The sequence below is a fragment of the Variovorax sp. UMC13 genome (assembly GCF_014170375.1).
In the GTDB taxonomy this organism is placed as follows: domain Bacteria; phylum Pseudomonadota; class Gammaproteobacteria; order Burkholderiales; family Burkholderiaceae_C; genus Variovorax.
The window spans coordinates 228,952-254,996 of sequence record NZ_LZZW01000036.1; the positions used below are offsets into that span (position 1 = coordinate 228,952).

Sequence of the window (26,045 nt, forward strand, 5' to 3'; positions counted from 1 at the left end):
TGCTCATGCGCGCGCCACCTCGGGCCCCGCGCCGCGCACCAGCGCATGGCGCTCCACGCGTTGCGGCTCGAACAGCGCCAGCAGCGTGTCCATCAGCGCCTGGGCCTTGGCCGAGTGGTCGGCACCGAAGTTGCACACGTAGACGTCGAGGGTCGCGCCGCGCCGTTCGGGCCAGGTGTGGACGCACAGGTGCGATTCGGCCAGCAGCACCGTGGCCGTGACGCCGCCAGGCCCTTCGGCGGTGGCGGGAAAGGCATGGACCAGCTGGCCCACGGCCTGCAGGCCGGCCTCGCGCACCGCGCGGGCGCAGCGTTCGCCCAGCAGCGGCGCATCGGTGAGCCACGGTGCGGCGCAGCGGCAGTCGTGGAGATCGGCGGTGAGGTGCAGCCCTTGCATAGGCCTGCGACTCTAGCAGCGGGCCGGGGCATGCAGGCCCCGGACACGACCCCCTCATCCCCGCCCGCTAAAATTGCGGGTTCTCCCCAACACCACACCCCCAGAAAGCCTCACTGATGGCCAACCAAGCCTTGATGGCCAACGCGATCCGCGCGCTGGCAATGGATGCCGTTCAACTCGCGAACTCGGGCCATCCGGGCGCCCCGATGGGCATGGCCGACATGGCGGTCGCACTCTGGGGCGACCACCTGCGTCACAACCCGGTCAACCCGCACTGGCCCGACCGCGACCGCTTCGTGCTGTCCAACGGCCACGCGTCGATGCTGATCTACGCGGTGCTGCACCTCACGGGCTACGACCTGCCGGTCGACGAGCTCAAGAAATTCCGCCAGCTGCACAGCAAGACCGCCGGCCACCCCGAAGTCGGCGTGACGCCGGGCGTCGAGACCACCACCGGCCCGCTGGGCCAGGGCATCACCAATGCCGTGGGCTTCGCGCTGGCCGAGAAGCTGCTGGCCGCGGAATTCAACCGCCCCAGCCACGCCATCGTCGACCACCACACCTACGCCTTCCTGGGCGACGGCTGCCTGATGGAAGGCATCAGCCACGAAGCGGCGGCCCTGGCCGGCGCCTGGAAGCTGGGCAAGCTGATCGCGCTGTACGACGACAACGGCATCAGCATCGACGGCCCGGTCAAGCCCTGGTTCATCGACAACACCGCCGAGCGTTTCAAGGCCTACGGCTGGAACGTGCTGGGCCCGGTCGACGGCCATGACGCCGCCGCCGTGTCCAAGGCCATCGCCGAAGCCAAGCAGTCGGGTGACAAGCCCACGCTGGTGATCTGCAAGACCCACATCGGCAAGGGCAGCCCGAACCGCGCCAACACCGCCAAGGCGCACGGCGAGCCGCTGGGCGCCGAGGAAATCGGCCTCACGCGCAGCGCGCTGCAGTGGGCGCACGCTCCGTTCGAACTGCCCGAGGCCGTGTACGCCGAGTGGGATGCCAAGGCCGCCGGCGCCAAGACCGAAGCCGCCTGGAACGAGCGCTTCGCTGCCTACACCGCCGCCTTCCCCGACCTGGCCGCCGAATTCACGCGCCGCATGAAGGGCGAGCTGCCCAAGAGCTTCCACCAGACCGCCTTCGACGCGGTGGTGGCGGCCCACACCAAGGGCGAGACCGTCGCCAGCCGCAAGGCCTCGCAGCTCGCGCTGGAAGCCTTCACCGCCGCGCTGCCCGAACTGCTGGGCGGCAGCGCCGACCTGACCGGTTCGAACCTGACCAACACCAAGAGCACGCCCAACCTGCGCTTCGACGAGCAGGGCAACGTGGTGCGCAGCGAGGGCAACGAGCAGTTCCCCGACGGCCTGCTGGGCCGCCACATCAACTACGGCGTGCGCGAATTCGGCATGGCGGCCATCATGAACGGCGTGGCGCTGCATGGCGGCTTCATCCCCTACGGTGGCACCTTCCTGACCTTCAGCGACTACAGCCGCAACGCGATCCGCATGGCCGCGCTGATGAAGCAGCGCGTGATCCACGTGTTCACCCACGACTCCATCGGCCTGGGCGAAGACGGCCCGACGCACCAGTCGATCGAACACGCAGCCTCGCTGCGCCTGATCCCGAACCTCGACGTCTGGCGTCCGGGCGACACCGCCGAGACCACCGTGGCCTGGGCCGTCGCGCTGCAGAACGCCACCCGCCCGACCGCGCTGCTGCTGTCGCGCCAGAACCTGCCCTATTCGCCCAAGGCCGACCTCAGCGACATCAGCAAGGGCGCCTACGTGCTGGCCGAGCCCGAGCGCGTCGGCCTGAAGAGCAAGAAGGTCAAGGCCGTGATCATCGCCACCGGCTCCGAAGTGCAGCTGGCGCTCAAGGCGCAGGAGCTGCTGGCCGCGAAGAAGATCGCCGTGCGCGTGGTGTCGATGCCCTCGACCACCACCTTCGACCGCCAGGACGTGGCCTACAAGAAGAGCGTGCTGCCCAAGGGCCTGCCGCGCATCGCCGTCGAGATGGGTTCCACCGACGGCTGGTGGAAGTACGGCGTCGCGGCCGTGGTCGGCATCGACACCTACGGCGAGTCGGCCCCCGCGGGCGTGCTGTTCAAGCATTTCGGGTTCACGCCGGAAAACGTGGCCGCCACGGTCGAAGCCGCGCTCGCGCGCTGAGTTTTCCGCATCAGTTTTTCAACCTTAGGAGCAAGTCAGATGGCTATCAAACTCGGTATCAACGGCTTCGGCCGCATCGGTCGCAACGTGCTGCGCGCCGCCGTCCAGAACTTCAGGAACGAGATCGAGATCGTTGCCATCAACGACCTGCTCGAGCCTGACTACCTGGCCTACATGCTGCAGTACGACTCGGTGCACGGCCGCTTCCAGGGCGAGGTCTCGGTCGACGGCAACACGCTGATCGTCAACGGCAAGAAGATCCGCCTGACGCAGGAACGCGACCCCGCGAACCTCAAGTGGAACGAAGTCGGCGCCGACGTGGTGCTCGAGTCGACCGGCCTGTTCCTGACCAAGGAAACCGCGCAGAAGCACATCGACGCGGGCGCCAAGAAGGTGATCCTGTCGGCCCCCTCGAAGGACGACACCCCGATGTTCGTCTACGGCGTGAACGACAAGAAGTACGCCGGCGAAGCCATCGTGAGCAACGCCAGCTGCACCACCAACTGCCTGGCCCCGCTGGCCAAGGTGCTCAACGACAAGTGGGGCATCAAGCGCGGCCTGATGACCACCGTGCACGCGGCCACCGCCACGCAGAAGACCGTCGACGGCCCGAGCAACAAGGACTGGCGCGGCGGCCGCGGCATCCTGGAAAACATCATCCCGTCGTCGACGGGCGCGGCCAAGGCCGTGGGCGTGGTGATCCCCGAGCTCAACAAGAAGCTCACCGGCATGAGCTTCCGCGTGCCGACCTCCGACGTGTCGGTGGTCGACCTGACGGTCGAGCTGGAAAAGGAAGCGACCTACAAGGAAATCTGCGCCGAGATGAAGGCCCAGAGCGAAGGTCCGCTCAAGGGCATCCTGGGCTACACGGAAGACAAGGTGGTGGCCACCGACTTCCGCGGCGACCCGCGCACCTCGATCTTCGACGCCGAAGCCGGCATCGCGCTCGACAGCACCTTCGTCAAGCTCGTGAGCTGGTACGACAACGAATGGGGCTACTCGAACAAGTGCCTGGAGATGGTCAAGGTCGTGTCGAAGTAAGCTTCGCGGACCGAACGAAAAACGCGCCCTCGGGCGCGTTTTTTCGTTGGGCTCGGGATCTGTCAGACCGCTTCGAGCACGTGGATCGCGCGGCTCGCGGTCCAGTCCTTGACCTTGGCGCCATAGGCCGCCATGTGCGCCGACGCGGCGTGCGCCTGCAGCGCCGCCACGCTCTCCCAGCGCTCGATCACCACGAAGGTGTCCTCGCCGAAGGTGCCGCGCGAAGGCGGCATGCCGGCCGCGTCCACGGTCGCGGCGTATTCGATGCAGCCTTCTTCGGCGAGCACCGCCGGCACGTTGGCCTGGAAGGCCTCGAGGACCTGGGCGCGCAGGCCGGGCTTGGCGGTGATGATGGCGAGGACATGGATCATGGTGAAGAGCTTCTCCTGGGTTGGGAGCACGAATCTAACCCGGGCCCCGCCGAGGCGCCTGACACCTATTTGCCAGCCTGGCCGGCCTCGCCCCTGGCCAGCGCCGCCGCCATGAAATCGACGAAGGCCCGCACCCGCGTCGACAGCTGGTGGCGCTGCGGGTACACCGCGTGGATGTCGGCCTCGGGCGTGCGCCAGCCGGGCAGCACCTGCACCAGCCGGCCGCTGCGCAGGTAGCGCGCGATGTCCCATTCGGCCCGCATCACGATGCCGTGGCCGTCGAGCGCCCAGCTCACCGCGATCTCGCCGTCGTTGGTGGCCAGCGGGCCGCGCGTCTTCACCGCCTGCGTGCGCTCGGTGGCGCCGCGGCCACTGGTCAGGCGCCAGGTGCCGTAGGCCTCGTCGCCCTGCCGGATGCCGATGCAGGCGTGGCGCGCGAGGTCGTTCGGCACCCGCGGCGTCCCCGCGCGCGCGAGGTAGGCCGGCGCGGCGCACAGCAACCGCCGGTTCGAGGCGATGCGCCGCGCGATCACGCGCGTGTCGGGCGGCATGCCGAAGCGGATGCAGACGTCGAAGGCATCGTCGGTCAGCGGCGGCGGGTTGACCGACAGCTGCAGCTGCACATCGACTTCTGGGTAGCGGCGCGCGAAGCGCGAGATCACCGGCGCCACATGGCTGCGGCCGAAGCCCAGCGTCGCGTTGACCCGCAGCAGGCCCTGCGGCTCGCCCTTGGCCTGGCCCAGCAGCTGGGCCATGTCCTCGATCTCGCCCAGGATGCGGCGCGCATGCGCCAGGTACAGCTCGCCCTCGGGCGTGAGGCCCATGCGCCGCGTGGTGCGGTTGACCAGCGTCAGGCCCAGCCGGGCCTCCATCAGCGCCAGCCGCTTGCTCACCGCGGGCGTGGTCACGCCCATCTCGCGCGCCGCCGCGCTCAGGCTGCCGGCCGCGGCCAGGGTCGAGAAGAAGCCCAGTTCGGCGGGCTGGATGGACGTGCTCACGGCCTTCTCCACTGTTGAATTGAAGTTAACGATGGATTCAATTCGGGACTGAATGCTTCGTGCCGGTCGATCCTACATTGCGTCATCCAGACCACCGCACATGAAGGAAGACACCATGAAGACCTATCGCATCGCCACCATCCCGGGCGACGGCATCGGCAAGGAAGTGATCCCCGCCGGCCGGCAGGTGATGGAGGCGCTGGCCGCGGCCGAGGGCACGCTGCGCTTCGAGTTCGAGGATTTCGGCTGGGGCGGCGACTGGTTCCGCGCCCACGGCGAGATGATGCCGGCCGATGGCCTCGATGCCTTGCGCGGCAAGGACGCCATCCTGTTCGGTTCCGCCGGCGACCCGCACATCCCCGACCACATCACGCTGTGGGGCCTGCGGCTGAAGATCTGCCAGGGCTTCGACCAGTACGCCAACGTGCGGCCCACGCGCATCCTGCCGGGCATCGACGGCCCGCTCAAGCGCTGTGGCCCGCAGGACCTCGACTGGGTGATCGTGCGCGAGAACTCCGAGGGCGAGTACGCGGGCGTGGGCGGCCGGGTGCACCAGGGCCATCCGATCGAGGCCGCCACCGACGTGAGCATGATGACCCGCGCCGGCGTCGAGCGGATCATGCGCTTCGCCTTCAGGCTGGCGCAGTCGCGGCCGCGCAAGCTGCTCACCGTGGTGACCAAGAGCAATGCGCAGCGCCACGCGATGGTGATGTGGGACGAGATCGCGGTGCAGGTCGCGGCCGAGTTCCCCGACGTGCGCTGGGACAAGGAGCTGGTCGACGCCGCCACCGCGCGCATGGTCAACCGGCCGGCCACGCTCGACACGCTGGTCGCGACCAACCTGCACGCCGACATCCTGAGCGACCTGGCCGCGGCGCTGGCCGGCAGCCTGGGCATTGCGCCCACCGGCAACATCGACCCCGAGCGCCGATACCCCTCGATGTTCGAGCCGATCCACGGCTCGGCCTTCGACATCATGGGCCAGGGCCTGGCCAACCCGGTCGGCACCTTCTGGTCGGTCGTGATGCTGCTCGAGCACCTGGGCGAGCCCGCGGCCGCGGCGCGCGTGATGCAGGCGGTCGAGCAGGTGACGGCCAACCCCGCGCTGCACACGCGCGACCTCGGCGGCACGGCCACCACCGAGGCGGTCACGCGCGCGGTCTGCGAGTTCATCGCCGACGCGCACGGCGAACGCCGCGCGGCCTGAGCCCCGGCCCCCTCCCCAAAAACAAAGACGGAGACAAACCATGCGCATCCCCTTCCAGCCGCATCGCCGGCAGCTCGTGCACGCGGCCCTGCTCGCGCTCGGCCTCTCGTCGACCCTGGCCTGGGCCCAGGCCTGGCCCACGCGGCCGATCAACCTGATCGTGCCCTTCCCCGCCGGCGGCACCACCGACGTGCTGGCGCGCGCGCTGGCCGACCGGCTGTCGCAGAGCCTCGGCCAGCCGGTGGTGGTCGAGAGCAAGCCCGGCGCCGGCGCCACGCTCGGCGCCGACTACGTGGCCAAGGCCAGGCCCGACGGCTACACCTTGCTGATGGGCGCGGTGCACCACACCATCGCGACCAGCGTCTACAAGAAGCTGCCCTACGATTTCCAGAAGGACCTGGCGCCGGTGAGCACCGTGGCGATGGTGCCCAACGTGCTGGTGGTCAATGCCGCGCTCACGCCGGCGCGCAACGTGGCCGAGCTGGTCGCGCTCGCGAAGTCGGCGCCGGCGAAGCTGGCCTACGGCTCGAACGGCAACGGCACCGCGCAGCACCTGATCGGCACGCAGTTCCAGGCCAGCACCGGCACCGAACTGCTGCATGTGCCCTACAAGGGCAGCGGCCCGCTGACCACCGACCTGCTGGGCGGCCAGATCGCGTTGTCTTTCGACACGATCACGCCGGTGCTGCAGCACATCCAGGGCGGCAAGCTGCGCGCGCTGGCGGTGACCACGGCCAAACGCTCCTCGGTGCTGCCCGAGGTGCCCACGCTGGAAGAGGCCGGGCTCCAGGGCTTCGACATCGGCACCTGGTTCGGCGTGCTGGCACCGGCCGCCACGCCCAAGGAGGTCATCGCGCGGCTCAACGCCGAGATGGTGAAGATCATCCAGTCGCCGGATTTCGCCAAGCGCATGCAGGCCATCGGCGCCGAGCCGCTGGGCGGCACGCCCGAGCAGATGGCGCGGCAGATCGCCGACGAGACTACCCGCTTCGCCCGGCTGGTGAAGGACGGCAAGGTCGTGATCGAATAGGCGCCGCCCTTCAGCCCGGGATCGCGCCGGGTTCCATGTACACCAGCTCCCAGATGTGGCCGTCGAGGTCCTCGTAGCCGTGCTGGTACATGAAGCCGAGGTCCTGCGGCTGCGTGGGCGTGCGGCCGCCAGCGGCCACGGCCTTCCTCACCATCTCGTCGACCTGCGCGCGGCTCTCGCACGACAGCGCGATCAGCACCTCGGTGGCGGCCTTGGCGTCGGCGATGGGCTTGGGCGTGAAGGTCTTGAAGAACGTCTCCACCAGCAGCATCACGTGGATGTGACCCTCGCTCACGATCATGCAGGTCGCGTTCTCGTCGGTGAACTGCGGGTTGAAGGTGTAGCCGAGCGCGGTGAAGAAGTCGACGGACTTCTTCAGGTCCTTGACCGGCAGGTTGACGAAGATCTGGGTGGCCATGGTCTTTCTTTCCTTTGACGAGCAAGTGGATCGCAATTTGTGTACGCTGTACACAAACCATAGCTCAGACAATGGACGCTGTCCACAAAGGAGAATCCCGAGCCATGCGTTCCGTTCCGCAGCCTGTCCGCAGCACCTACCGCCATGGCGACCTGCGGCGTGCCTTGCTCGAGGCGGGCCTCGCGCTGGCGCGCACCGGCGGGCCCGAGGCCGTGGTGCTGCGCGAGGTCACGCGCCAGGCCGGCGTCGTGCCCAACGCGGCCTACCGTCACTTCGGCAGCCGTGACGACCTGTTGAAGGCGGTGCGCGCCGCGGCGCTGTCGGCCTCGGCCGCCGCGATGGAGGCCGAACTGGCCGCCGTGCCCGCGGGCCTGCCGCCGGCCGAGGCCGCGCGCGCGGCGCTGCGCGCCATCGGCACCGGCTACCTGCGCTTCGCCCAGGCCGAACACGGGCTGTTCCTCACGGCCTATGCGGCGTCGGACGACCTCAAGGGCCCGGTCGACCCGGCCCGTGCCGGGCCCAGCGGCAAGAACCCGTTCCAGCTGCTGGGCGAGGCGCTCGACCGCATGGTGGCCGCCGGCGTGATGCCGGCCGAACGCCGGCCCGGCGCCGAGTTCCTGGCCTGGTCGGCCGTGCACGGCCTGGCGATGCTGGTGCTGGACGGGCCGCTGGGCCCGGTGATCGGCCCGCAGATGCAGCAGGTGGGGCAGCGCCTGCTCGACATGGTCGAGCACGGCCTGGCCGCCTGAAGCTCAGCCGGCCTTCGCGGCGCTGGCCGGTTTCGGCAGCCAAACGAAGGCCAGGGCCCCGGCCACCAGCAGGCCCGCGATGGTGAGCAGCACGCTCACGAAGGGATCGGCGCCGTGGGCCGAGGCGGCCGAGGCCACCGCGCCCGTGAGCCACTGCATCACGGCCACGCCCAGGAACATCGCCATCGTGAACACCGCCATCGCGCGGCCCGTCATCGCGGGTGGGTAGGCGGCCTTCACGTCGGCGTACTGCAGCACGATGTAGCCCGACAGCAGGCCGCCCGCGATCGCGCCCGCCACGTCGAGCGCGGCCCCGGGGTTGAAGGCCATCACCGCGAAGATCGCGGCCACCGCGAAGGTGAAGCCCACGATCCAGCGGCGCCGCGCCGCGCCGGGGTCGAAGCGGCCGAACAGGATCGGGCCGAACATGCCGACCACCGACACCGCGATCGCCACGTTGCCGCTCTGCACCAGCGAGAAGCCGTGGCGCTCGATCAGCAGCGGGCCCAGCCACAGGCCGCGCAGCGAGATGAAGGAGGCATAGGTCACGGCCGCCAGCGCCAGGATGCCCAGCGTGTGCGGCAGCGCGAACAGCGCGCCGTAGCTGCGCAGCGCGCCCAGCACCGACGGGCGTTCCGAAGCCGCGACCGGTGCCGGCGGCTCCCGCACCAGCCAGAGGATCAGCGCCCAGGCCAGTGCCGAGCCCACGGCCAGCGCGAGGAAGCCGGTGCGCCAGGAGGTGGCCTGCACCAGCCATGCCAGCGGTGTGCCGGTCAGCAGCATGCCCAGCGAGCCCACGCCCAGCGTCAGGCCCGACACCGCGGCGAAGCGCTCGGGCGGGAACTGGCGCGCGATGAACACGGTGCACACCAGGAAAGCCGGCGCGCAGCCCACCCCGATCAGCACCTGCCCCACCACCAGCACGCCGAAGCTGGGCGCCAGCGCCGACAGCAGCGCGCCCACGATGGCCAGCGGGAAGGCCATCAGCACCGTGCGCCGCACGCCCTGCAGGTCGATGCTGATGCCCATCAGCAACTGCAGCGCGCCGAAGGCGAAGTGGAAGGCGCCCGCGAACACGCCCAGCGCCTGCGGCGACAGGCCGAACTCGGCCTGCAGCGGCGTGGCCAGGATGGCGGCGATGGTGCGGAAGGCCTGGCTCAGCGCGAAGGCGCCGATCAGCGCCAGCAGCATCAGCCAGGGCGGGACTTGTCTCGAGGGGCTCGTTGTCATTCTTGTCGCGCGCACGGGGCGCAAAGCCAATGCGACAGCGAGCCTAACCGCTCGCGCCGCGCGCGGCTGTCGCGCGCGGCGCCCTGCCGGGTCAGTCGAGCTTCACGCCGGTGCTCTTCACCACCTCGCGCCACTTGGCGACGTCGGCCTGCACCAGCGCGGCGAAGGCCTCGGGCGTGTTGGCCACGGGCAGCGCGCCCAGGTCGAGCATCTGCTTGTTCACCTCGGGCTGCTTCACGGCTTCGGCGATGGCCTGCTGGATGGTCTTCAGCACGGCCGGCGGCGTGCCCGCCGGTGCCAGCAGGCCGAACCAGCCCGACACCTCGTAGCCCGGCACGCCGCTCTCGGCCACGGTCGGGATCTCGGGCGCGCCGGGCCAGCGCTGCGCGGTGGTCACGGCGATGGCGCGCACCTTGCCGCTGCGCACGAAATTGATGGTCGAGGGCAGGTTGTCGAAGCCCACCTGCACCTGGCCGCCCATCAGGTCGGTGAGCATGGGCGCGGCGCCCTTGTACGGCACGTGCAGCATGTCGACGTGGGCCATCATCTTGAGCAGTTCGGCGCTCATGTGCGGCGAACCGCCCAGGCTGGTCGAGCCGTAGTTGAGCTTGCCCGGCTGCGCCTTGGCGAGCGCCAGCAGCTCCTGCAGGTTCTTCGCCGGCACGCTCGGGTGCACCGCAATGATGTTGGGCGTGCTCGCGACGATGGTCACGGGCGCGAAGTCCTTCACCGCGTCGTAGGGCAGCGTCTTGTAGACCGCCGAGTTGATGCCGTGCGTGCTGGCCGTGCCCATCAGCAGCGTGTAGCCGTCGGCCGGCGAACGCGCCACCTCGGCCGAGCCGATGGCGCCGTTGGCGCCGCCCTTGTTCTCGACCACGAAGGGCTGCTTGAGCCGTTCGCCGAGCTGCTGCGCCGCGACGCGCGCAATGATGTCCGTGGTGCCGCCGGCCGGATAGGGCACGATGAGCCGCACCGGCTTGTTCGGATAGCCCTGGGCCTGAGCCTGGGCCTGGGCTGCGGCCATGGCCGCCACCGACAGCAGGGCCACGCCGAAGCATCGAATCGTCGTCTTCATCTGGCTTGTCTCCTTTTCTTATGAAGCTAGAGCAGGTGCTGCCCGTGCAGCTTGGGCGCGAGCGCGTCGGGCACCTCGATCTCGAAGCCCAGCACCGCGGCCGACAGCGCCTTGCCGTAGTTGTCCAGGCACAGGCTGCGCGACACGCCGCCGCCCAGCGCACCGTGGCAGACGAAGTTCATCGCGTCGATGTTGCGCGCCTCGTAGCGCAGCACCTCGCCGGTGATCGCGCCGCGGTAGAAGGCCTTGAAGCGCGCGGCCGTGAGCTGCTCGCGCAGCAGCGGGTAGAACTCGGGCTCGTAGGCGAAGACCGAGATGTTCGAGGTGTTGCCCTTGTCGCCCGAGCGCGCATGGGCCACGTGTTGCAGAAGAACTTTCATGGCGTTGCCTCAGCTTTCGAAGTACTGGATGGAGGCCGGCACCTGCTCGCGCGGCACCAGTGAGGACCACACGCCGATCACCTCGCGCGTGCGCTCCTGGTGCGGCACGCGCTTGCCGGTGTGGGCGATGCCCGAGACCGCCATGCCGTCGACCTCGCGGCCGACCTTCGCGGCCTCCTCGCGGGTCTTGGTGCGCGCCGCCACGCGCACCGCGATCTCGTAGGGCTCGGGCGCATCGGCCGGTGTCGCGTCGCCGTGGATCGCGTTGATGCCCAGGAAGTCGACGCGCATGTCCTCGGCGTCCAGCTTGACGATCTTGAAGCGCTCCTCGAGCACCTTCTTCGCGAGCTGCGCGCGGCGCAGTGCGCCCGGGCCGGCGTAGAAGAACATGTCCTCGCCGATGAAGCCCTCGGTGCAGCCGATCGAGACCTTGAGCGTGGGCGTGCGCGGCTTGCCGCCCAGGCCGGTGACGCGCACGCGGTCGGGGCCGAGCTGCTCGAGCTTGGCGCTGGTGAAGTCGACCACCGCATCGGGCGTGAGGTAGTTGGCCGGGTCGTGCACCTCGTAGAGCATCTGCTCCTTCACCGTCTGCAGCGTCACCGCCCCGCCGCTGCCGGCCACCTTGGTGATCACCACGTCGCCGTTGGCCTCGACCTCGGCGATCGGGAAGGCGAAGTTCCAGGGCTCGGGCACGTCCTTGAAGCCGGGGTCGGAGAAATAGCCGCCGGTCACCTGCGCGCCGCATTCCAGCAAGTGGCCGATGCCGTTGCCCGCGCCCACGCGGTCATGGTCGAGCGGGTCCCAGCCGAACTCGTACATCATCGGCGCCATGAAGATGGACGGGTCGGCCACGCGGCCGGTCACCACGATCTGCGCGCCCGCCTTCAGCGCCTCGACGATCGGTTCGGCGCCGAGGTAGGCCTCGGCCGAGATCAGCGTGGGCTTGAGCGTGTGCGTGGGCTGGCCGTTCTCGAGGATGGTGTCGGTGAGTTCGAGCACGCGGTCGGTGATCAGGCTGCCGCTCACGGCCGCCACCTTCACGCCGGTCACGCCGATCTCCTGCAGCAGCTCGACGATGCGCTTGGCCGCCGCCACCGGGTTGATCCAGCCCTGGTTCGACACGATGCGCGTGCCGTTGCGCATGCAGGCCGGCAGCACCGCGCGCATGCGGTCGTCGAGGTAGGTGTCGTAGCCGGGGAAGCTGGGGTCGCGTCGGGCGCGCACCTGCGCCGCCGACACCGTGGCCTCGGCCATGGTCTCGAAGCAGAGGTAGTCGAGTTCGCCGCGCTCGGCGTTCAGTGCGGCGGGCTCGACGCGGTCGCCCCACCAGGCTGCGCCCGAACCGATCCTGAGGGTCTTGCTCATGTGGTCTTGTCTCCTGTGTGTGCGGACGATTCTGTACAGTGCCCCGGGGCCCGACAACGCACGCCGCAGCACAGCGCCTGTGAAGCCGCGGCACAGTACAAAGAAACCCGCATGGACAAATTCGGCGAGATGACGGTCTTCCTCCGCGTGGTGGAAGAAGGCAGCTTTTCAGGCGCGGGCCGGCGGCTGGCGCTGTCGCCCTCGGCCGTGAGCAAGCTCATCGCGCGGCTCGAGGCGCGGCTCAACGTGCGGCTGTTCGAGCGCATCGCGGGCGCGATCCGGCTGACCGAGGAAGGCGCGCAGTTCCAGCGCGCGAGCCAGCGCGTGGTCGACGCGATGGCCGAGGCCGAGAACATCGCGGGCGCGGCCGAGACCGGGGTCTCGGGCACGCTGCACATCCACACGCCGCTGACCACCGCCAAGTACCTGCTCGCGCCGCTGCTGCCCGCGCTGATGGCGCGCCACCCGGCGCTCAAGCTCGAGTTCATCATCGGCACCGAGCGCGGCGACTTCGTCAAGCAGGGCATCGACGTGGCCATCCACAGCGGCCGGCCCACCGAGCTGTCGCTGATCGGCCGGCCGCTGATGCCGCGGCCGTGGGTGATCGCGGCCTCGCCGGCCTACCTGCGCGAGCACGGCACGCCGCAGACGCCCGACGAGCTGCTGCGCCACCGCTGCCTCAACTTCACCATCCGCACGCAGTGGAACGCCTGGACCTTCCGCGAGAGCGACGGCGCGCTCAAGACCATCGACATCCCGCGCCACATCGGCGCCAACCAGGGCGAGCTGCTGCGCACGCTGGCCATCGAGGGCCTGGGCGTGGTGCGGCTGGCCGAGTTCAACATCGCGGCCGACCTGGCCAGCGGCGCGCTGGTGCCGCTCCTGGCCGACTACCGCGAGAAGACCGACGACATGCTCTACGTGCTGTACCCGCGCGGCCGCGTGCTGGCGCCGCGGGTGCGCGCCTTCCTGAATTTTCTCGAGGAGAGTTTTCCGGCCGGCCCTGGGGCAAGATGAGCGCCTCTTCTTCCTTCGAAAGGAATGCCATGCGCAAGTCCCTCTCCCTGATCGCCATGGCCGCCGCGGCCCTGGTCTTCGTGCCGCACGCCGCGCTGGCCCAGCCCGCGCCCGGCACCTGCGAATTCAAGAAGGCCGACATCGCGCGCGACATCGAGGAAGCCAAGGCCAAGGGCCAGAAGAGCCGCGTGCGCGGCCTCGAGAAGGCGCTGCGCGAAACCCAGGCCAACTGCAGCGACGCCAAGCTGCAGAAGGCGCACCACGCGAGCATCCAGCGGCAGGAGAAGAAGGTGGCCGAGCGTCAGCGCGACCTGGACCAGGCACGGGCGCAGGGCAAGGCCGACAAGATCGCCAGCCGCGAGGCCAAGCTGGCCGAGGAACAGGCGCAGCTGCAGAAGCTGCGCACCGGCGCGCGCTAGAAAGCCGCGCGCCTCAGGCCTTGGCCGTCACCGGCCGTTCCTCGTGCCCGTCCGGATGGCGCGCGAAGCGGGCCGGGTCGCTGCCGTGCACCGGCGCCTCGTCCTTCCAGGGCCAGCCGCCGAACTGGGTGCGGCGGTAGTCCTGCATGGTCTGCGCGATCTCGGCCTGCGTGTTCATCACGAAGGGACCGTACTGCGCCACCGGCTCGGCGATGGGCTTGCCCTGGAGCACCAGGAACTCGCCCTCGACCGCGCCGTTGAGCAGCTCCACCGCCTGGTCGGCGCGCAGCTCGATCGCCGCATGGCCGGTCACCTCGCGGCCGCCGACCTGCACCGACGCGCCCTTGAAGAAGTAGAGGCTGCGGCGCGTGCCGGTGCCCAGCGCGGCCGGCAGCGTCCAGCGGGCGCCGGGTGCCATGCGGACCGTCCAGATGGCCACGTCCGAGCCCTCCTGCGCGGCCCACGAATCGGGCGGCGGCGCGAGTGGCCCGCCGGTGCTGCCGGGGGCGCCGTCCACCGGCCCGATGCGGCCGGCCACGCAGGCCACGTCCGTGCTGCGGCCCTCGCCGTCGGTGGCGGTGAAGCGCGGCACGTCCTCGGCCCAGAACATGGTGAAGTGCGGCGCCACCATCTTGTGGCTGGCCGGCAGGTTGAGCCAGATCTGGAACAGCTCCAGCGGATTGGGCGCGCCCGCATCGAGCAGCGGGAACATCTCCGAATGCACGATGCCCTTGCCCGCGGTCAGCCACTGCACGTCGCCGCCGCCGAAGCGCGCGGCCGCGCCCAGCGAGTCGGAATGGTCGATCAGGCCCTTGCGCACGATGGTCACGGTCTCGAAGCCGCGGTGCGGATGGCCCGGGAAGCCGGGGATCTCCTCCCCGTGGTACATGCTCCAGCCGTCCTTGCGGCTGAAGTCCTGGCCGATGGCGCGCCCTGCCAGCGAGGCGGCCGGCCCCATCGCGCCATTGGCCGCGGGGTAGGCGTCGTCGTGGTACGCGCAGAACAGGAACGGGTCGATGGTCTCCCACGGAAAGCCGAGGGGCTTGATCTGGACGATGGGGTCGGTCATGGGGTCTTCCTTGTGTGTGCCGGGCCGATGGGGCGCGGCGATCCAGCCTCGAATATGGGGCCGGATCGGCCGCCGCAAAGGCCGCCGCGGAAGACAGGCTGTTGCGCCAGCGGAACGGCTAGGCGATGCCCGCGATGCGCCCGATGTCCTCGGCGCAGCGCTGCAGCCGCGGCAGCAGATCGAACAGGTCGTCGTGCGCGGTGTGGGTGCCGCGCAGCGAGGCGATGGTGAGCACGGCGCGGGTGCGGCCGCGCGGGTTGCCGACCGGCACGCTCAGGTCGCGGCCGCCCACGAAGCGCGCGTTCTCGGCATAGCCCCAGCCGTCGGCGCGCATCTTGGCCAGCAGCGCCAGGTAGGCGGTGCGTTCGTCGGCGCTGCGGCGCTGGTACTCGGCGCGGCGGCCGAGCAGCTCGTCGCGCTCGTCCTCCGGCGAGTTGGCCAGCAGCACCTGGCCCGACAGCGTGTCGACCGCCGAATGCAGCGAGCCGGCCTCGACCGACAGCCGGATCGAGGTCGGCGCATCGACCTGCGTCAGCACCAGCAGCTGGTCGCGGTGCAGCACGCTCAGGTGGCAGGACTCGCGGATGTTGTCGACCAGTTCGCGCATCGGCGCCGTGGCCGCGCGCAGCAGCTGCTCGTGCGGCGAATGGGTGCGGCTCAGTTCGAACAGCTTGAGCGTGAGCACGTAGCCGCCGTTGTCCTCGCGCCGCAGGTAGCCGCGCGCCTCCAGCGCGCTGAGCATGCGGAACAGCTCGCTGGGCTCGCGGCCCAGCGCCCGCGCCAGCTGCGCCTGCGTCATCGGCACCGCCTGCGCCGACAGCAGCTCGAGCACGTCGAGTGCCTTCTCGACCGCCGGCACCGCGTACTTGGGGCGGCGTTCGGCGTCGGTGTCGTCGGTCTCGGGGGCGGTGGTGTGCTTCATGGGCCGATCAGTTTAGCCCTGTGCCGAACGCCTTTCGACGATGTGCAGGTGCTCGCAGACCAGCACCGTCTCCTGCCGCTGGTTGGTCACGGTCACGGTCTCGACCACGATGCCGTGGCCGCTGCGCTTGGGGTGGTCGCGCTTGTCGCTGATCTCCACCTTGGAGTAGAGCGTGTCGCCGATGAACACCGGCTTCACGAAGCGCAGGCGGTCGTAGCCGTAGGACATGGCGCGCGGGTTGATCACCGTGGCCGTCAGGCCGATCCCCACGCTGAAGACCAGCGTGCCGTGCGCGATGCGCTGGCCGAAGTCCTGCGTGGCGCACCAGGCGGCGTCCATGTGGTGCGGGAAGAAGTCGCCGGTCTGGCCGGCGTGCAGCACGATGTCGGCCTCGGTGAGGGTGCGGCCGGTGGTGGTGCGCGTGGCGCCCGGCACGTAGTCTTCGAAGAATTGCTCGTGGGTCATGGTGCGAAAGAGGAGGAAGGTGAGGAAGGCAGGCCGTACTCGCGTGCGATGGCCTCGGTGTCGGCACCCAGGCGCGGCGCGCCCTCCGCGCTGTAGAGCCGCCGGCCGTCGATGCGGATCGGGCAGCGCGTGGTCTGCATCGTGGCGCCGCTGGCGCTGCGGATGGTCTGCGTCATGCCCAGCGCCGCGAAAGCCGGGTGGGCGGTGAGCTGCGGCCAGCGCAGCACGTCGGCGCACCACACGCCGGCCGGCTCGAGGATGGCGAGCCAGTGGGCGCTGTCCTGCGCCAGCAGGTCCTGCTGCAGCTGCTGCTTGAGCGCGTCGCGGTTGCGGAACCACCCGCCGCGGTCGGCCGCCAGCGCGGCCAGCGCGTCGCTGCCGATCAGCTGCGCGAGCTTGTCCATCGGCGTCATCGCCACCGCCATGAAGCCGTCGCGCGTGCGGTAGATGCCGTAGGGCGCGGCGCCGTGCACGCTCGCATGGTTCTCGGCGGTGCGCGCGGGCTGGCTGCCGTCGCCGTTGAGGAAGGCGGTGAAGGGCTCGAACTGCAGGTCCAGCGCCGACTCGAGCAGGCTCACGTCGACCCGGCCGCCGCGCCCGGTCACGCCGCGCCGCAGCAGCGCCGCGAGGATGCCCTGCACCAGGTGCGCGCCGGTGATCACGTCGATCATCGAGACGCCGGCCGGCACCGGCGGGCCGCTGCCGTCGGCGTGCGCATCGCCGCCCAGCCAGGCCAGGCCCGAGAGCGACTGCACCAGCAGGTCCTGGCCGGGCTTGTCGCGCCACGGGCCCTCCTCGCCGTAGCCGGTGACGGCCGCGTAGACGAGGCGCGGGTTGAGCGCCATCGCACTGGCCGCGTCGAGCCCGATGCGCTCCATCACGCCGGGGCGGAAGTTGTGGATCATCACGTCGGCGCCTGCGATCAGCGCCTTCACCCGCGCCAGGTCGGCCGGCGCCTTCAGGTCGGCCGCGAAGCTGCGCTTGCGCCGGTTGATGGTGTGGAACAGCGCGCTGTCGCCCTCGAAGGTCTGGTCGGCCAGCACCAGGCCGCGGCACAGGTCGCCCCCGTCGGGCCGTTCGACCTTGACCACGTCCGCGCCCAGGTCGGCCAGCCGCAGCGCACACGAGGGGCCGGCCAGGAACTGGCTGAAATCCAGCACGCGCAGGCCGGCCAGCGGCAAGGCCTCCGGAGTCGATGAATCAAGCATGAGCAAACAGTAAGTTCATATGAGTTGGCATGCGTGCGCCTTGTCGCGGAAAACCCTAATCGACAATACACCCGTCTGGCAGCATCATTTCATACATGAACTGATAGTTCATATAGGAATTACACCAATGCGCCCCGAGCGCTCTCCCTTGGAGACAACCATGACCTCCCGCCGCACCGTCGTTTCGACCCTGTCCACCCTCGCCGCCGGTCTGGCGCTGGCCCTCGGCGCCGTCGCGCCCGCGGCGGCGCAGAACTACAGCCTGCGCTTCTCCACCTCGCAGGTGAACCCGAATGAACCGGTGGTGAAGGTGATGCACTCCTTCGCCGACCGGGTGAAGGAGCGCTCGGGCGGGCGCATCACGCTGAACATCTTCACGGGCGACCAGCTGGGCCCGCAGAAGAAGGTCAACGAGATGATCAAGGGCGGTGCGCGGGTGCTGAGCGTGACCGACTACGGCCAGCTGAGCCAGTTCGTGCCCGACCTCGGCATCCTGGCCGGCCCCTACCTCTACGGCAGCCAGGACGAGGCGAAGAAGCTGTTCGCCTCCGAGGTGTTCAAGGAGATGTCGACCCGCCTCGAGCAGCAGGGCATGAAGCTGATCGTGGTCGACGGCCTGTTCGGCGTGCGCCACGTGCTGGGCAGCAAGCCGGTGCGCACGCCCGCCGACATGGCCGGCATGACGCTGCGCGTGCCGCCTTCGCCGATCATGCTCGAGACCTTCACCGCCCTCGGCGGCCGGCCCACCGCGCTGCCCTGGGGCGAGGTCTACAACGCGCTGCAGACCAACGTGGTCGATGCGGCCGAGGCCAACTACGGCTCGCTGGTCGGCTCCAAGCTCTACGAGGTGCGCAAGGTGCTGTCGACCACGGCCCACCAGACCATGTACGTCGCGATGGTCACCAGCACCGACTTCTTCAAGAGCCTGCCGCCCGACCTGCAGACCGTGCTGCTCGACGAAGGCAAGAAGGCCGGCGCCGAACTGACGCAGCTCACGCTCGCCTCCGACGCGGCCTATGCCGACGAGATGAAGAAGGCCGGCGTGCAGTTCGTGACCGACGTCGACCACAAGGCCTTCGCCGAGAAGGCCAAGGTCGCCTACGCCAAGGTGCCCGGCCTCACGCCCGGCATGTACGACAAGGTCCGCGCCGCGATGACGCGCTGAGCGGCCGCTTCGGTCCATTCCAACACTTCACATCCATGACTGAATCGGTCGTTCCCGCCGGCCCGCCGGCGGCGCCTCTCCCTGCGCCGATCGGGCCCGGGCCCCTGCTGAGCCTGCGCCGCGCGGACGAGGCCATCGGCGTGCTCTGCGCCTGCGCCATCGTGCTGTCCATCACCTGGGGCGTGGTCACGCGCTACCTGTTCCCGCAACCCGCTTCCTGGACCTTCGAGGTCGCGGTCATCGCCTTCGGCTGGCTGGTGTTCTTCGGCGCCGCGGCCTGCATCCGCTGGCGCATGCATGCCGACGTCGACGCCCTGGTCGCGATGTTCCCGCCCGCGGTGCGGCGCGGCATCTTCATCTTCAACTGGTGGCTGCTGGCCGTGCTGTTCGCCACGCTGACCGCCATGTTCGTCTGGCAGGCGGTCATTGCGCACTCGATCCGCGTGGTGGTCATCGACATCCCGCGCTCGGTGGTCTACGGCCCGATGGCCTTCGCGTCGCTGCTCATGCTGGTGCAGCACATCCTGCTCAAGCCCTGGGCCACGGGCTGGAAATGGCAACCGTCTTCGGAGATGTCGCTGTGAGTTCCTTCCACCTCTGGCTGCCGGCCATCCTGATGCTGGTGCTGCTGGCCCTGCAGACGCCCATCACCTGGGCCATGGCCATCGCGGCGCTGGGCTTCTTCGTGCTCAACATCGGCGAGATGCCGCTGGCCAACTTCGCGCAGCAGATGGCCGAGGGCACCGAGTCGGTGTCGCTGCTGGCGCTGCCGCTGTTCGTGCTGGCCGGCTGCATCATGAACGCCTCGGGCATCACGCGGCGGCTGCTCAACCTGGCCGAAGTGCTGGTCGGCCACATGACCGGCGCGCTGGCGCAGATGTGCACCGTGCTCGCCACGCTGCTCGGCGGCCTCACCGCCTCGGCCAACGCCGATGCCGCGATGCTGGCCAAGACCATCGGCACGCAGATGGTGGCGCGCGGCTACAGCGCGCCCTTCGCGGCGGTGATCACCTCCTCGGCCGCGATCATCACCGCGCTGATCCCGCCCTCGATCGGGCTGATCATCTACGGCTTCCTGGCCGAGGCCTCGATCGGCCGGCTGTTCGCGGCCGGCATCGTGCCGGGCCTGCTGCTGGCCGTGGCGCTGATGTTCACCACCCACGTGCTGGCCATCCGGCGCAAGTACAAGCCGCAGCGCGCCACGCGCGCCAATGCCAAGGAACTGGGCCAGGCGCTGATCGACGGGCTGTGGGCGCTGTCGATCCCGGTGGTCATCATCCTGGGCACGCGCTACGGCATCTTCACCACCACCGAGTCGGGCGCGATCGTGGTGCTCTACGTGCTGGCGGTCGCGATCTTCGGCTACCGCGAGATGAAGATCGGCCAGCTGCCGGAAGTGCTGGCCGAATCGGTGCGCGACTCGGCCAGCGTGATGATGATGATCTGCGCCGCCTCGGCCTTCGGCTTCTACCTCTCGTGGGAGCAGGTGCCGCAGGCGATGTCGGGCTGGCTCGCGGGCACCACCAAGGACCCGATCCTGCTGCTGCTGCTGATCAACTTGGTGCTGATCGTGCTGGGCACGGCCATCGAGGGCTCGGCTGCGCTGATCATCCTCACGCCCATGCTGCTGCCGCTGATCGACGGCGCGCACATCGACAAGGTGCACTTCGGCATCGTGCTGATCACCAACCTCACGATCGCCGGCATCACGCCGCCGGTGGGCGGGCTGATGTACATCTCCTCGCAGACGCTCAAGGTGCGCATGGGCGACTACTCGCGCGAGGTGGTGCCCTACCTGGCCGTGATGATGGGCCTGCTGGTCATCCTCTCGATCTTCCCGCAGATCTCGTTGTGGCTGCCGAACCTGCTCTACGGCACCGGCGCCGTGCAGTGACGCCCCGCGCGACCGTTCTCCCTTCCGTCGAATCCGCATGACAACCATCACCCTCAAGGGCATGACGTGGGACCACCCACGCGGCTACGAACCCCTGGCCGCCTGCTCGGCGCTGTGGCAGCAGCGCACCGGCGTCCGGATCAGCTGGGACCGCCGTTCGCTGCAGGACTTCGAGTCCTTCCCGGTCGACGAACTGGCGCGCCAGTACGACCTGATCGTGGTCGACCATCCGCACGTGGGCCAGGTCACGCGCGAAGGCTGCCTGCTGCCCTTCGACGAGGTGCGGCTCGCGTCGATCGCGCAAGGCACCGTCGGCCGCTCCTTCCCCAGCTACCACTGGCAGGGCCGGCAATGGGCGTTGCCCATCGACGCCGCCACGCAGGTGCAGGCCTGGCGGCCCGACCGGCTCGAGGCCGCGCCCACCGACTGGGCGCAGGTGCGCGAGCTCGCCCGGGCCGGCCGCGTCGCGCTGCCGCTGCGCGCGCCGCATTCGCTGATGTGCCTCTACACGCTCTGCGCGCAGCGCGGCGCACCGGGCCGCGTCGAGGGCCCCGAGCTGTTCGACGTCGAGGTGGCGAGCGAAGTCTGCGAACAGCTGCGTGCGGTGATCGACGTGATCGATCCGCAGTGCCTCGCGATGGACCCGATCGCGGTGTTCGAGGCCATGGCGCAGCCGGCTTCGCGCATCGACTGCGTGCCGCTGATCTACGGCTACGTCAACTACGCCTGGCAGGGCTTCCGGCCGGTGCGCCTGGGCTTCGCCGACATCCCGCGCTTCCAGGGCCACGGCCCCGTGGGATCCGCGCTGGGCGGCACCGGCATCGCGGTGTCGGCACGCACCGCGCATGCGGCGGAGGCCTTCGACTTCGCGCTCTGGGTGGCCGACGCCGAGGCGCAGCGCGGCCCCTTCGCCGCCGCGGGCGGCCAGCCCGGCCATGCGGCGGCGTGGGAAGACGAGGCGGTCAACACCACCGCCGGCGACTTCTACCGCGCCACACGCGCCACGCTCGAGGGCGCCTGGGTGCGGCCGCGGCACGACGGCTACATGCCCTTCCAGCACGCGGCTTCGCTGCGGCTCAATGCCGGCTTGCAGTCGGCCGAGCCGGCGCGCGCGATCGTGCAGGCGCTCAACACCATGTTCCGCGAGAGCCTCGCGCCATGACCGCGCCGCTCGAAGGCCTGCTGGTGCTGGACCTCGCGCAGTTCCTGTCGGGCCCCTCGGCCGCCCTGCGGCTGGGCGACCTGGGCGCACGCGTGATCAAGGTCGAGCGCCCGGGCAGCGGCGACATCTGCCGCACGCTCTACCTCACCGACACCGACGTGGGGGGCGACTCCACGCTGTTCCATGCGATCAACCGCAACAAGGAGAGCCTGGCGATCGACCTCAAGAAGCCCGAGGACCTGGCCGCGCTGAAGCGGCTGGTGGCGCGGGCCGACGTGCTGATCCAGAACTTCCGCCCCGGCGTGATCGAGCGCCTGGGCCTGGGCTACGAGGACGCGAAGGCGATCAACCCGCGCCTGGTCTATGCGGGCGTCTCGGGCTACGGCGAGAGCGGGCCCTGGGTCGACATGCCGGGCCAGGACCTGCTCGCGCAATCGCTCTCGGGCGTGACCTGGCTCAACGGCCACGAGGGCGACGGCCCGGTGCCGCTCGGGCTCTCGATCGCCGACATGCTGGCCGGCCATGCGCTGACCGAAGGCATCCTCGCGGCCCTGGTGCGGCGCGGCATCACCGGCGAAGGCGCGCATGTGCAGACCAGCCTGCTCGAGGCGCTGGTCGACCTGCAGTTCGAACTGCTCACCACCCACCTCAACGACGGCAAGCGCCTGCCCACGCGCGCGGGTTTCCGCAACGCCAACGCCTACCTCGCCGCGCCCTACGGCATCTACCCGACCAGCGACGGCTACCTGGCGCTCGCGATGATGCCGCTGGCGCAACTGGCGCAGACGCTGCCCCTGCCCGCGCTCGCCGGCTACGGCGCGCAGGACGCCTTCACCCAACGCGACGAGATCAAGCGGCTGATCGCGGCCACGCTCTCGCAGCAGCCCACCGCGCACTGGCTCGCACGGCTGCAGCCGGCCGACGTGTGGTGCGCCGAGGTGCTCGACTGGCCGCGCCTGCTCCAGAGCCAGGCCTTCGGCCTGCTCGACATGCTGCAGACGGTGCAGCGCGGCGACGGCACGCCGGTGCACACCACGCGCGGCCCGGTGCGCATCGACGGCGCCCGCGCCCGCAGCGCCCGCGGCGCACCGCGGGTGGGCGAGCACAGCGCGCCGATCCGGGCCGAGTTCGGCCTCTGATCCCTCTTTTTCTTCAACGTTTCTTCCATCCAGACCCACCATGAGCCTCGCAGGCAAGACCGTCCTCATCACCGCCGCCGCCCAGGGCATCGGCCGCGCCAGCGTCGAAGCCTTCTCGCGCGCCGGCGCCACCGTCTGGGCCACCGACATCAACGAAGCCGCGCTGGCCGAACTCGCCGCGCTGCCGGGCGTGGAGACCCGCCGGCTCGACGTGCTGCAGGACAGCGCCGTGCAGGCGCTGGTGGCCGAGATCGGCGCGGTCGACGTGCTATTCAACTGCGCGGGCGTGGTGCATGCGGGCAACGTGCTCGAGGCGCCCGAGAAGGATCTCGATTTCGCCTACGACCTCAACGTCAAGGCCATGGTGCGCACCATCCGCGCGGTGCTGCCGGGCATGCTCGCGCGCCGCGACGGCGCGATCATCAACATGGCCTCGGTGGCCAGCAGCGTGAAGGGCGTGCCCAACCGCTTCGCCTACGGCGTGACCAAGGCGGCGGTGATCGGCCTGACCAAGTCGGTCGCGGCCGACTTCGTGGCGCAGGGCGTGCGCTGCAACGCGATCTGCCCCGGCACCGTCGATTCGCCCTCGCTGCACGAGCGGCTGCGCGCGCAGGGCGACTACGAGGCCGCGCGCACCGCCTTCATCGCGCGCCAGCCCATCGGCCGCATCGGCCAGCCCGAGGAGATCGCCGACCTGGTGCTCTACCTGGCGCAGGCGACCTACACCACCGGCCAGATCCACGTGATCGACGGCGGCTGGGCGATCTGAGATTTCGTTACCGGTAGAACACCTCGACCCGGCCCTTGAGCTTGAGCAGCAGCGGCTTGCCCTTGCGGTCGACGGTCTTGCCGGCCGGCACCTTGATCCAGCCTTCGCTGATGCAGTATTCCTCGACGTCGGCGCGTTCCTTGTCGTTGAAGCGGATGCCGATGTCGTGCTCGAACACGGCGGCCACGTGGTGCGGGCTGCGCGGGTCGATGGAGAGATGGTCGGGCAGGGCGGGACGGTCGGTGGTATCGGTCATGGGCATGTGATTTCTTCGAAGCCGCCATTTTCTCTGGGAAACTGCGCGGGTCCATGCCACGACCCCTGCATCGCCTCGCCGCCATCGATTTCGACGCCCCCTCGGAGGTGGTGGCGCGCGCGCTGATCGGTGTCACGGTGCTGGTCGACGGCGTGGGCGGGCGCATCGTCGAGACCGAGGCCTACGACCGCGACGACCCGGCCTCGCACACCTTCGGCGGGCCGACGCCGCGCAATGCCGCCATGTTCGGCCCCTCGGGCCGGGTCTACGTCTACCGCTCCTACGGCATCCACTGGTGCCTGAACTTCGTCTGCCGCGAGGCCGGCCACGGCGCCGGCGTGCTGATCCGCGCGCTCGAGCCCACGGCCGGGCTGGCGACCATGCGTCGCCGGCGCGGGCTCGAGGACCTGCGCCTGCTGTGCGCGGGCCCGGGTCGCGTCGGGCAGGCGCTGGGCATCGATGCGGGCTTCAACGGCCAGGCGCTCGATGCGCCGCCCTTCGTGCTGATCGCCGCGCCGGGCGAGCAGCCGCCGGTGCAGGTCGAGGTCGGCCCGCGCATCGGCATCACCAAGGCGGCCGAGGTGCCGTGGCGCTTCGGCGAAAAGGGCTCGCGCTTCCTGAGCAAGCCCTTCCGCACCGCAGGCCGCTAGCCGCCGGTGGGCACCGGCGCGGCATTGCCGGCCGCCTGTTCCGTCGTCTCGCGCCAGCCACCGCCCAGCACCTTGTAGAGCGTGAGCCGGTTGGCCTGCTCGATCAGCTGCAGGCTGATCAGCGACTGCTGCACCGTGTAGAGCGAGCGCTGCGCATCGAGCACGTCGAGATAAGCCGCGCCGCCGCTCTTGAACAGCGCATCCGACAGCTCGAAGGCGCGCGTGGTCGCGGCCACCAGCGACTGCTGCGCCGCCAGGCGCTCGCCCAGCGTGCGGCGCGCGGCGAGCGCATCGGCCACCTCGCGGAAGGCCACCTGCAGCGTCTTCTCGTACGTCGCCAGCTGGATCTGCTGCTGCGCCTGGGCCACGCCCAGGTTGGCGCGGTTGAGGCCGGCGTCGAAGATCGGCAGGTTGATCGAGGGCGCGAAGCTCCAGGCCGCGCTGCCGTCCTTGAACAGGCCCGACAGGCTGCTGCTGGCCGTGCCGGCCGAGCCGGTCAGCGTGATGCGCGGATAGAAGGCCGCGCGCGCGGCGCCGATGTTGGCGTTGCTCGCACGCAGCGCATGCTCGGCCGCCAGCACGTCGGGCCGCTGCTGCAGCACCGACGAGGGCAGCTCGGCCGGCGGCGGCAGCAGCTGGGCCGCGGGCGCCTGCGCGATCTCGGTGATCGGCGGCGGCAGCAGCGCGGGCGGCACCGCGGTGCCCACCAGCAGCGTCAGCGCGTTGCGGCTCTGCTCGACCTGGCTGTCGAAGGCCGCGGCGTCGGCGCGCGCGGTGTCGACCGTGGTCTGGGCCTGCGCCAGCGCCAGGCCCGACTGGGCCCCGAGCTCGTAGCTGCGCTTGATGAGGTCGAAGGACTTCTGCCGGCTGGCCAGCGTGTCGCGCGCCAGCTGCAGGCGCTGCTGGTCGGTCGCGAGCACCAGCCAGGCCGTGGCCACCTCGGCCACCAGGCTGATCTGCGTGCCGCGGCGTGCGTCCTCGGTGCCGAAGTAGCTTTCAAGCGCGGCCTCGTTGAGGTTGCGCACCCGGCCGAACAGGTCGAGTTCGTAGGCGGTGAGCCCGAGGTTCACGTTGTACTGCGTCGCGGTGCGCGACACGCCGCTGGCCGACACGCCGCCCGGCGTGCGCGTGCGGTTGCCGCCCGCGCCCAGGCCGAGCGCGGGGAAGGCCGCGGCGCGCGAGATGCCGTACTGCGCCAGCGCGCGATCGATGTTGAGCGCGGCGACGCGCGCATCACGGTTGTTCGCCAGGGCCAGCTCGACCACGCCGCGCAGCCGCGCATCGACGAAGAAGTCGCGCCAGCCGATGTCGCGCGCGGCGGGCGCGGCGGTGTCGGCACCGGCGGCCGAGGTCCAGGCCGCGGGCACCGGCGCGGCGGGTTGCGTGTACTGCGGCGCGAGGTTGACGCAGCCCGCGAGCAGCGCCGCGGGCAGCACCAGGCCGAAGGTGGCGCGTCGCGAGGAAGCGGTGTGGCGCGTCATC

At 70.2% G+C, this 26,045-nt stretch carries 28 protein-coding genes; 14 read left to right on the plus strand and 14 right to left on the minus strand.

The annotated features are described in order from the left end of the window. Window positions 1-3: 3 nt before the first annotated feature. Window positions 4-396 (minus strand): S-adenosylmethionine decarboxylase family protein, encoded by a 393-nt coding sequence (locus A9977_RS30640; RefSeq protein WP_183028575.1) that lies wholly within the window; start codon window positions 394-396, stop codon window positions 4-6. 116 nt (window positions 397-512) lie between these two features. On the opposite strand from A9977_RS30640, the gene tkt reads away from it, so the two are divergent. Both tkt and gap read left to right on the plus strand, forming a co-directional pair. Further along, window positions 513-2,564, plus strand: coding sequence for a transketolase (tkt, locus tag A9977_RS30645; protein ID WP_183028576.1), 2,052 nt, complete (start codon window positions 513-515; stop codon window positions 2,562-2,564). Between the two features lie 39 nt (window positions 2,565-2,603). Next, window positions 2,604-3,605 carry a type I glyceraldehyde-3-phosphate dehydrogenase gene (gene gap, locus A9977_RS30650; RefSeq protein WP_183028577.1) on the plus strand — a complete coding sequence of 334 codons (1,002 nt, stop codon included), beginning with the start codon at window positions 2,604-2,606 and terminating at the stop codon, window positions 3,603-3,605. Window positions 3,606-3,667: 62 nt separating this feature from the next. On the opposite strand, the gene A9977_RS30655 is transcribed toward gap, so the two are convergent. Together A9977_RS30655 and A9977_RS30660 are read right to left on the minus strand one after the other, a co-directional pair. Beyond that, the gene (locus A9977_RS30655; protein WP_183028578.1) at window positions 3,668-3,976 is read right to left on the minus strand and encodes a putative quinol monooxygenase; all 309 of its coding nucleotides are present in this window, start codon (window positions 3,974-3,976) and stop codon (window positions 3,668-3,670) included. A 65-nt stretch (window positions 3,977-4,041) separates the two neighbouring features. Then, window positions 4,042-4,974: a LysR substrate-binding domain-containing protein gene (locus tag A9977_RS30660; RefSeq protein WP_183028579.1), complete on the minus strand. Its 933-nt coding sequence runs from the start codon at window positions 4,972-4,974 to the stop codon at window positions 4,042-4,044. Window positions 4,975-5,089: 115 nt separating this feature from the next. Here A9977_RS30660 and A9977_RS30665 point away from each other — a divergent pair, with 115 nt between their 5' ends. Further along, a complete protein-coding gene (locus A9977_RS30665) occupies window positions 5,090-6,181 on the plus strand; it encodes a tartrate dehydrogenase (RefSeq protein ID WP_183028580.1) in 1,092 nt (363 codons plus the stop codon). A gap of 40 nt (window positions 6,182-6,221) precedes the next feature. Further along, complete coding sequence (locus A9977_RS30670; protein ID WP_183028581.1) at window positions 6,222-7,211, plus strand: tripartite tricarboxylate transporter substrate binding protein; 990 nt, start codon at window positions 6,222-6,224, stop codon at window positions 7,209-7,211. 10 nt (window positions 7,212-7,221) lie between these two features. Here A9977_RS30670 and A9977_RS30675 read toward each other — a convergent pair whose 3' ends face one another. Next, the gene (locus A9977_RS30675; protein ID WP_183028582.1) at window positions 7,222-7,629 is read right to left on the minus strand and encodes a VOC family protein; all 408 of its coding nucleotides are present in this window, start codon (window positions 7,627-7,629) and stop codon (window positions 7,222-7,224) included. Between the two features lie 104 nt (window positions 7,630-7,733). Between A9977_RS30675 and A9977_RS30680 the strand changes: the two genes are divergently transcribed. Next, window positions 7,734-8,378 (plus strand): TetR/AcrR family transcriptional regulator, encoded by a 645-nt coding sequence (locus tag A9977_RS30680; RefSeq protein WP_183028583.1) that lies wholly within the window; start codon window positions 7,734-7,736, stop codon window positions 8,376-8,378. A 3-nt stretch (window positions 8,379-8,381) separates the two neighbouring features. Here the strand turns inward: A9977_RS30680 and A9977_RS30685 are convergent, their stop codons facing one another. The 4 genes from A9977_RS30685 to A9977_RS30700 form a co-directional block, all read right to left on the minus strand. After that, on the minus strand, window positions 8,382-9,608 hold the full coding sequence (locus tag A9977_RS30685; RefSeq protein ID WP_259652219.1) for a nitrate/nitrite transporter: 1,227 nt from the start codon (window positions 9,606-9,608) through the stop codon (window positions 8,382-8,384). Window positions 9,609-9,699: 91 nt separating this feature from the next. After that, window positions 9,700-10,683 (minus strand): tripartite tricarboxylate transporter substrate binding protein, encoded by a 984-nt coding sequence (locus A9977_RS30690; RefSeq protein ID WP_183028584.1) that lies wholly within the window; start codon window positions 10,681-10,683, stop codon window positions 9,700-9,702. Window positions 10,684-10,709: 26 nt separating this feature from the next. Then, on the minus strand, window positions 10,710-11,063 hold the full coding sequence (locus A9977_RS30695; protein WP_183028585.1) for a hypothetical protein: 354 nt from the start codon (window positions 11,061-11,063) through the stop codon (window positions 10,710-10,712). A gap of 9 nt (window positions 11,064-11,072) precedes the next feature. Further along, a complete protein-coding gene (locus A9977_RS30700; RefSeq protein WP_183028586.1) occupies window positions 11,073-12,428 on the minus strand; it encodes an acyclic terpene utilization AtuA family protein in 1,356 nt (451 codons plus the stop codon). A gap of 111 nt (window positions 12,429-12,539) precedes the next feature. On the opposite strand from A9977_RS30700, the gene A9977_RS30705 reads away from it, so the two are divergent. Together A9977_RS30705 and A9977_RS30710 are read left to right on the plus strand one after the other, a co-directional pair. Further along, on the plus strand, window positions 12,540-13,445 hold the full coding sequence (locus tag A9977_RS30705; protein WP_183028587.1) for a LysR family transcriptional regulator: 906 nt from the start codon (window positions 12,540-12,542) through the stop codon (window positions 13,443-13,445). Between the two features lie 29 nt (window positions 13,446-13,474). Next, entirely contained in the window at window positions 13,475-13,864 is a 390-nt protein-coding gene (locus tag A9977_RS30710) for a DUF1090 domain-containing protein (protein WP_183028588.1), read from the plus strand. A gap of 13 nt (window positions 13,865-13,877) precedes the next feature. On the opposite strand, the gene A9977_RS30715 is transcribed toward A9977_RS30710, so the two are convergent. The 4 genes from A9977_RS30715 to A9977_RS30730 form a co-directional block, all read right to left on the minus strand. After that, window positions 13,878-14,933, minus strand: coding sequence for a pirin family protein (locus A9977_RS30715; protein WP_183028589.1), 1,056 nt, complete (start codon window positions 14,931-14,933; stop codon window positions 13,878-13,880). Window positions 14,934-15,051: 118 nt separating this feature from the next. Further along, window positions 15,052-15,855: an IclR family transcriptional regulator gene (locus A9977_RS30720; protein ID WP_183028590.1), complete on the minus strand. Its 804-nt coding sequence runs from the start codon at window positions 15,853-15,855 to the stop codon at window positions 15,052-15,054. 12 nt (window positions 15,856-15,867) lie between these two features. After that, a complete protein-coding gene (locus A9977_RS30725; protein WP_183028591.1) occupies window positions 15,868-16,320 on the minus strand; it encodes a MaoC family dehydratase in 453 nt (150 codons plus the stop codon). Then, complete coding sequence (locus A9977_RS30730) at window positions 16,317-17,528, minus strand: CaiB/BaiF CoA-transferase family protein (protein ID WP_183028592.1); 1,212 nt, start codon at window positions 17,526-17,528, stop codon at window positions 16,317-16,319. The genes A9977_RS30725 and A9977_RS30730 overlap by 4 nt, the downstream gene beginning before the upstream one ends. A 160-nt stretch (window positions 17,529-17,688) precedes the next feature. Here A9977_RS30730 and A9977_RS30735 point away from each other — a divergent pair, with 160 nt between their 5' ends. From A9977_RS30735 to A9977_RS30760, 6 genes are read left to right on the plus strand one after another with little or no spacing between them, the layout of a single operon-like run. Then, on the plus strand, window positions 17,689-18,693 hold the full coding sequence (locus A9977_RS30735) for a C4-dicarboxylate TRAP transporter substrate-binding protein (RefSeq protein WP_183028593.1): 1,005 nt from the start codon (window positions 17,689-17,691) through the stop codon (window positions 18,691-18,693). A gap of 35 nt (window positions 18,694-18,728) precedes the next feature. Then, the gene (locus tag A9977_RS30740) at window positions 18,729-19,277 is read left to right on the plus strand and encodes a TRAP transporter small permease (protein ID WP_183028594.1); all 549 of its coding nucleotides are present in this window, start codon (window positions 18,729-18,731) and stop codon (window positions 19,275-19,277) included. Further along, window positions 19,274-20,587, plus strand: coding sequence for a TRAP transporter large permease (locus tag A9977_RS30745; protein WP_183028595.1), 1,314 nt, complete (start codon window positions 19,274-19,276; stop codon window positions 20,585-20,587). The genes A9977_RS30740 and A9977_RS30745 overlap by 4 nt, the downstream gene beginning before the upstream one ends. A gap of 37 nt (window positions 20,588-20,624) precedes the next feature. After that, complete coding sequence (locus A9977_RS30750) at window positions 20,625-21,749, plus strand: extracellular solute-binding protein (RefSeq protein WP_183028596.1); 1,125 nt, start codon at window positions 20,625-20,627, stop codon at window positions 21,747-21,749. Further along, on the plus strand, window positions 21,746-22,888 hold the full coding sequence (locus tag A9977_RS30755; RefSeq protein WP_183028597.1) for a CaiB/BaiF CoA-transferase family protein: 1,143 nt from the start codon (window positions 21,746-21,748) through the stop codon (window positions 22,886-22,888). Before A9977_RS30750 ends, A9977_RS30755 begins: the two co-directional genes overlap by 4 nt. A 40-nt stretch (window positions 22,889-22,928) precedes the next feature. Then, window positions 22,929-23,657: an SDR family oxidoreductase gene (locus A9977_RS30760; protein WP_183028598.1), complete on the plus strand. Its 729-nt coding sequence runs from the start codon at window positions 22,929-22,931 to the stop codon at window positions 23,655-23,657. A 7-nt stretch (window positions 23,658-23,664) separates the two neighbouring features. On the opposite strand, the gene A9977_RS30765 is transcribed toward A9977_RS30760, so the two are convergent. Then, a complete protein-coding gene (locus A9977_RS30765; RefSeq protein ID WP_183028599.1) occupies window positions 23,665-23,913 on the minus strand; it encodes a DUF3297 family protein in 249 nt (82 codons plus the stop codon). A gap of 53 nt (window positions 23,914-23,966) precedes the next feature. Between A9977_RS30765 and A9977_RS30770 the strand changes: the two genes are divergently transcribed. Further along, window positions 23,967-24,563: a DNA-3-methyladenine glycosylase gene (locus A9977_RS30770; RefSeq protein WP_183028600.1), complete on the plus strand. Its 597-nt coding sequence runs from the start codon at window positions 23,967-23,969 to the stop codon at window positions 24,561-24,563. On the opposite strand, the gene A9977_RS30775 is transcribed toward A9977_RS30770, so the two are convergent. Continuing rightward, the gene (locus A9977_RS30775; protein ID WP_183028601.1) at window positions 24,560-26,044 is read right to left on the minus strand and encodes an efflux transporter outer membrane subunit; all 1,485 of its coding nucleotides are present in this window, start codon (window positions 26,042-26,044) and stop codon (window positions 24,560-24,562) included. The two genes, A9977_RS30770 and A9977_RS30775, sit on opposite strands and share 4 nt — an antisense overlap. Between the last annotated feature and the right edge of the window lies 1 nt (window position 26,045).

Excerpts from the sequence above, each read along its gene's own strand:
- A9977_RS30705 (WP_183028587.1), top strand. The coding sequence starts at position 12,540 with ATGGACAAATTCGGCGAGATGACGGTCTTCCTCCGCGTGGTGGAAGAA.
- A9977_RS30740 (WP_183028594.1), top strand. The coding sequence starts at position 18,729 with ATGACTGAATCGGTCGTTCCCGCCGGCCCGCCGGCGGCGCCTCTCCCT.
- A9977_RS30735 (WP_183028593.1), top strand. The coding sequence starts at position 17,689 with ATGACCTCCCGCCGCACCGTCGTTTCGACCCTGTCCACCCTCGCCGCC.
- A9977_RS30690 (WP_183028584.1), bottom strand. The coding sequence starts at position 10,683 with ATGAAGACGACGATTCGATGCTTCGGCGTGGCCCTGCTGTCGGTGGCG.
- A9977_RS30765 (WP_183028599.1), bottom strand. The coding sequence starts at position 23,913 with ATGACCGATACCACCGACCGTCCCGCCCTGCCCGACCATCTCTCCATC.
- A9977_RS30680 (WP_183028583.1), top strand. The coding sequence starts at position 7,734 with ATGCGTTCCGTTCCGCAGCCTGTCCGCAGCACCTACCGCCATGGCGAC.
- A9977_RS30720 (WP_183028590.1), bottom strand. The coding sequence starts at position 15,855 with ATGAAGCACACCACCGCCCCCGAGACCGACGACACCGACGCCGAACGC.
- A9977_RS30725 (WP_183028591.1), bottom strand. The coding sequence starts at position 16,320 with ATGACCCACGAGCAATTCTTCGAAGACTACGTGCCGGGCGCCACGCGC.
- A9977_RS30665 (WP_183028580.1), top strand. The coding sequence starts at position 5,090 with ATGAAGACCTATCGCATCGCCACCATCCCGGGCGACGGCATCGGCAAG.
- A9977_RS30710 (WP_183028588.1), top strand. The coding sequence starts at position 13,475 with ATGCGCAAGTCCCTCTCCCTGATCGCCATGGCCGCCGCGGCCCTGGTC.
- A9977_RS30755 (WP_183028597.1), top strand. The coding sequence starts at position 21,746 with ATGACCGCGCCGCTCGAAGGCCTGCTGGTGCTGGACCTCGCGCAGTTC.
- A9977_RS30730 (WP_183028592.1), bottom strand. The coding sequence starts at position 17,528 with ATGCTTGATTCATCGACTCCGGAGGCCTTGCCGCTGGCCGGCCTGCGC.
- A9977_RS30770 (WP_183028600.1), top strand. The coding sequence starts at position 23,967 with ATGCCACGACCCCTGCATCGCCTCGCCGCCATCGATTTCGACGCCCCC.
- A9977_RS30685 (WP_259652219.1), bottom strand. The coding sequence starts at position 9,608 with ATGACAACGAGCCCCTCGAGACAAGTCCCGCCCTGGCTGATGCTGCTG.
- tkt (WP_183028576.1), top strand. The coding sequence starts at position 513 with ATGGCCAACCAAGCCTTGATGGCCAACGCGATCCGCGCGCTGGCAATG.
- A9977_RS30750 (WP_183028596.1), top strand. The coding sequence starts at position 20,625 with ATGACAACCATCACCCTCAAGGGCATGACGTGGGACCACCCACGCGGC.
- A9977_RS30670 (WP_183028581.1), top strand. The coding sequence starts at position 6,222 with ATGCGCATCCCCTTCCAGCCGCATCGCCGGCAGCTCGTGCACGCGGCC.
- A9977_RS30675 (WP_183028582.1), bottom strand. The coding sequence starts at position 7,629 with ATGGCCACCCAGATCTTCGTCAACCTGCCGGTCAAGGACCTGAAGAAG.
- A9977_RS30700 (WP_183028586.1), bottom strand. The coding sequence starts at position 12,428 with ATGAGCAAGACCCTCAGGATCGGTTCGGGCGCAGCCTGGTGGGGCGAC.
- A9977_RS30775 (WP_183028601.1), bottom strand. The coding sequence starts at position 26,044 with ATGACGCGCCACACCGCTTCCTCGCGACGCGCCACCTTCGGCCTGGTG.
- gap (WP_183028577.1), top strand. The coding sequence starts at position 2,604 with ATGGCTATCAAACTCGGTATCAACGGCTTCGGCCGCATCGGTCGCAAC.
- A9977_RS30695 (WP_183028585.1), bottom strand. The coding sequence starts at position 11,063 with ATGAAAGTTCTTCTGCAACACGTGGCCCATGCGCGCTCGGGCGACAAG.
- A9977_RS30640 (WP_183028575.1), bottom strand. The coding sequence starts at position 396 with ATGCAAGGGCTGCACCTCACCGCCGATCTCCACGACTGCCGCTGCGCC.
- A9977_RS30760 (WP_183028598.1), top strand. The coding sequence starts at position 22,929 with ATGAGCCTCGCAGGCAAGACCGTCCTCATCACCGCCGCCGCCCAGGGC.
- A9977_RS30715 (WP_183028589.1), bottom strand. The coding sequence starts at position 14,933 with ATGACCGACCCCATCGTCCAGATCAAGCCCCTCGGCTTTCCGTGGGAG.
- A9977_RS30655 (WP_183028578.1), bottom strand. The coding sequence starts at position 3,976 with ATGATCCATGTCCTCGCCATCATCACCGCCAAGCCCGGCCTGCGCGCC.